This is a genomic window from Stenotrophomonas sp. 05L44_2 (assembly GCF_056665995.1).
In genome coordinates, this window is the sequence record NZ_JBFTNR010000495.1 from 1 (window position 1) to 3212 (window position 3212).

Below are 3212 nucleotides of genomic sequence, written 5' to 3' on the forward strand. Positions count from 1 at the left end.
GCCCTGCCCTGTGGCTTACGGCTGGCGCAGGCTGATGCGGGTGATGCGGTCACCCTTCGGATCTTCAGCGCCACGCGACTTGTTCACGGCGAAGACATTGCCCTTGCCATCGGCGCGGACGTGATTGGGGAAGGTGCCGCCATCGAGGTTGCCGACCACCTTGCCATCACGGTCGACGGCAGTGACGGTGCCGGCACCGCGATTGGTGACGTAGGCCAGGCCACTCTTCGCATCGAAGGCCACGTTCAGTGCCCCGGCGCCGACCGGCACGTCGTGCACGACCTTGCCGCTGGCCACGTCGACGATCAGCAGGTTGTCGGTGCCCTGCGAGGCCACGTACAGGCGGTTGCGCTCGGCATCGAAGGCAACGCCCGAAGCGCTGATCGAATTGCCCAGGTCGATGACCTTGTCGACCTTGCCGCTGGCCACATCGATCACCGCCGCTTCCGGCGTACCGATGCTGACCGTGAACAGTTTGCCGCTGGGCTCATCCAGCACCAGGCTCATCGGCACGAACTTCTCGTCGTCCACGCCGGAGGCCAAGGTGATCGGCTCCAGTGCCTTCAGCGTCTTCGCATCGAACACCGACAAATGGTCCTCACCGGCGGCCGATGCGAACACCTTGCCGTGCGTGYTGTCGACCACCACGTCGCGGGCGTGCGRCACGGCGCCGACCGGGAACTGATGGACCAGCGACAAGTCTGCCTGGCGATAGACAGCCACGGTGTCCTGGCGGGTGTTGCTGACCCAGACATTGCCATTGGCATCATCGACGCCCACGCCATACACCGCGAACACCGCACCGTTGGTGCTGCCCGGCACCTGCGCCGGGGTGATGGCCTTGGTCACCTTCAGCGACTTCGGGTCCAGTTTCAGCAGCTGCGACTGGGTGACCGGCGGGCGGCCGACGGCCGAGGTCACGAACACGGCATTGCTGGCAGCACTGTAGGCCGACTGGTACAGGCCCGGCACCAGCTTGTTGGACTGGGTGGTGAACTTCGCCTGGCCCGACAGCGGCAGCTGCGGCGACACACGCAGCTTCAGCACGGCTGCGGCGGCCGGCTGGCTGGCGCGCACCACCACCGGATGGGTACCCGGCACGGCGTCGGCCGGAATGGCCAGCTGGGTCTTGAAGTTGCCATCGGCATCGACCACCACCGGCTGGCTGTTGAGCACGGTATCGCCACGCAGCAGGCTGACCTGCTGGCCCGGCACGAAGCCGCGGCCGGTGACATCGGCGGTGCTGCCGGGAACCACGTTCTCACCGCGTGAGACAACCTGGCCCTTGAAGGTAGCGCTGGCCGGCTGGTCGAACACCGGCTGTGCGCTGGCGGTCACTGCCAGCAGCAGGCCGGCGGCCAGGGAAGTGAGGCGGAAAGACGGACGGAATGACATGGAAGGCTCCTTGCACACGTAGGCCGCGCCTGGTGGCGCGGGATTCATCGGTTGCCTTGGCCGCTGCACATCGACAGTCCGCCTGGGTAGTGGGGTCGCACGGCACTGCCGTGCGAGGGGGTCATTCGGCGGCGTTGTCTCCACCGGCCGGCGGGCCGTCGGCGGCGCTGCGGTCGGTCACGCCATAAAGCTCGTGCAGCGCCGCGTGGAAGGACGCCGGCAGCATCGGGCCATGGCCCAGGCCCGGGAACTCGCGGTACTGCACGCTCAGCCCCGGTACCTTGCCCAGGCGCTCGGACAGCTGCATTGCCGCATCCGGGGTGGCGCCACCAATGCGGCGCAGATGCGCGACCACGCGCGGATTGCTCATGTCGCGCTTGCCACGGTCGCCGACGCGCTCGGCACCGCCCAGCATCAGCCACACCTTTGCTGGCTGGCCATGCACGTTCTGAACGAACTGCTGCTCGATGTCACCCAGCGGCGCACCCTGGCTCCACCACAACGACGGGCTGGCACTGAGGTAGTACTGGAAGGCGGCCGGACGGGTGTACAGGCTGCTGAGCACGAACAGGCCGCCCAGCGAATGGCCCCACAGGGCCTGCTGCTGGCGATCGATGTTGGCGCGGCGTTCCACTTCGGGCTTGATGCGACGCTCGATCATGTCCAGGAAGGCCGCTGCGCCGCCGCCGACAGCCTGCGTCCTGCCGCTTTCATCATCGGCGCGATCGATCCATGCGGTGTAGTCGCGGGTGCGCGACGCCGAATCGATGCGCAGGTCGTTGTCGTAGCCGATCAGCACCAACACCGGCGGCGCCTTGCGTGCGGCCAGCTCGGCCAGCAGCGGCTGGTCCAGCACCATCGCCACGGCGTTGCCGTCCAGTGCGTACAGCACCGGCGATGGCGCCTTGGGGGCCTTGGCCGGAATCGCCACATTCACCCGCCAGCGGCGCTGCTGATCGGGGCTGTCGATCACGAAACGCTCGAAGCGATAGCTGGCCGCCGGTGCATCAAGCACGGTCTGGCCCATCTTCTGCAGCGGATTGCGTTGCTGCGCGTATGCGTACGGGGTAGCCAGGAGCAGGCCCATCATCAAGGCGGCCAGGCCGGACAGCAGCGGGCCGCGGCGCGGAGGCAGGACGGAAGACTTCATCAGTGACGGCGAAAGCGGCACACGGCCACCGGTTCACAAGGGACCGCAGTCTACCTTAAACGCGAATGATTATCACATCGATCAAACGTCACGCTATGTATCACGCGCGCGACAGTGCGTACGCCAGCGCTTGCACCGGAAGTCCGGGTTCATCTACTTTGCCTGCCATCGGGGCGCAGGAATCGCCCCGCCCTTGCGGGTGCCTGCCTGGCCCCTGCCCATCAGCTCCACAACCGCCATGGGATCGGATCCCATGATTGTGAGAACCCCTTGAAGCACAAAGCACTGATCGCACTCGTCGCCTGCCTTCTCGCCCCGCTGGCCGGCCATGCCGCGCCGAGCCTGGCCGGGCTGTATTCGGCCTATGAAGAGGCCGGCTATTCCTCCCTCGGGCTGGAACAGCTCAACCAGACCGTACAGTTCACGGCAGTGAGCCTGGGCGCCTCCAGCAACCTGCAGGGCGAGCCGGTCCTTGAGGCGGGCGATGAGGATGGCCAGGTGCTGGCCCGCCTGACCGCCTCCGACGACGAGCAGAACGCCAAGCTTGCAGCGATGGATGACGGCGTCACCTTCACCGCCAGCTGCACGCTGCAGTTCAGTTCGGGATCGGATTACCTGGCGTTGGGCGACTGCGTTCTGCAGTAATCAGCTTGGCACTGCTGACAGC

3 protein-coding genes are annotated in these 3212 nt (G+C 66.7%); 1 reads left to right on the forward strand and 2 read right to left on the reverse strand.

All coding sequences use genetic code 11. The annotated features are described in order from the left end of the window. Window positions 1-15 precede the first annotated feature (15 nt). Together AC1VAN_RS16340 and AC1VAN_RS16345 are read right to left on the reverse strand one after the other, a co-directional pair. Complete coding sequence (locus AC1VAN_RS16340) at window positions 16-1395, reverse strand: YncE family protein (protein WP_480986203.1); 1380 nt, start codon at window positions 1393-1395, stop codon at window positions 16-18. Between the two features lie 121 nt (window positions 1396-1516). Then, window positions 1517-2545, reverse strand: a complete 1029-nt coding sequence (locus AC1VAN_RS16345) for an alpha/beta hydrolase (RefSeq protein ID WP_223485500.1) — start codon at window positions 2543-2545, stop codon at window positions 1517-1519. A 270-nt stretch (window positions 2546-2815) separates the two neighbouring features. Between AC1VAN_RS16345 and AC1VAN_RS16350 the strand changes: the two genes are divergently transcribed. Further along, entirely contained in the window at window positions 2816-3190 is a 375-nt protein-coding gene (locus tag AC1VAN_RS16350; RefSeq protein ID WP_442252058.1) for a hypothetical protein, read from the forward strand. Window positions 3191-3212: the final 22 nt, after the last annotated feature.

What these genes read in the sequence shown, in the direction of transcription:
- AC1VAN_RS16345 (WP_223485500.1), bottom strand. Translation starts at nt 2,545, where the DNA reads ATGAAGTCTTCCGTCCTGCCTCCGCGCCGCGGCCCGCTGCTGTCCGGC.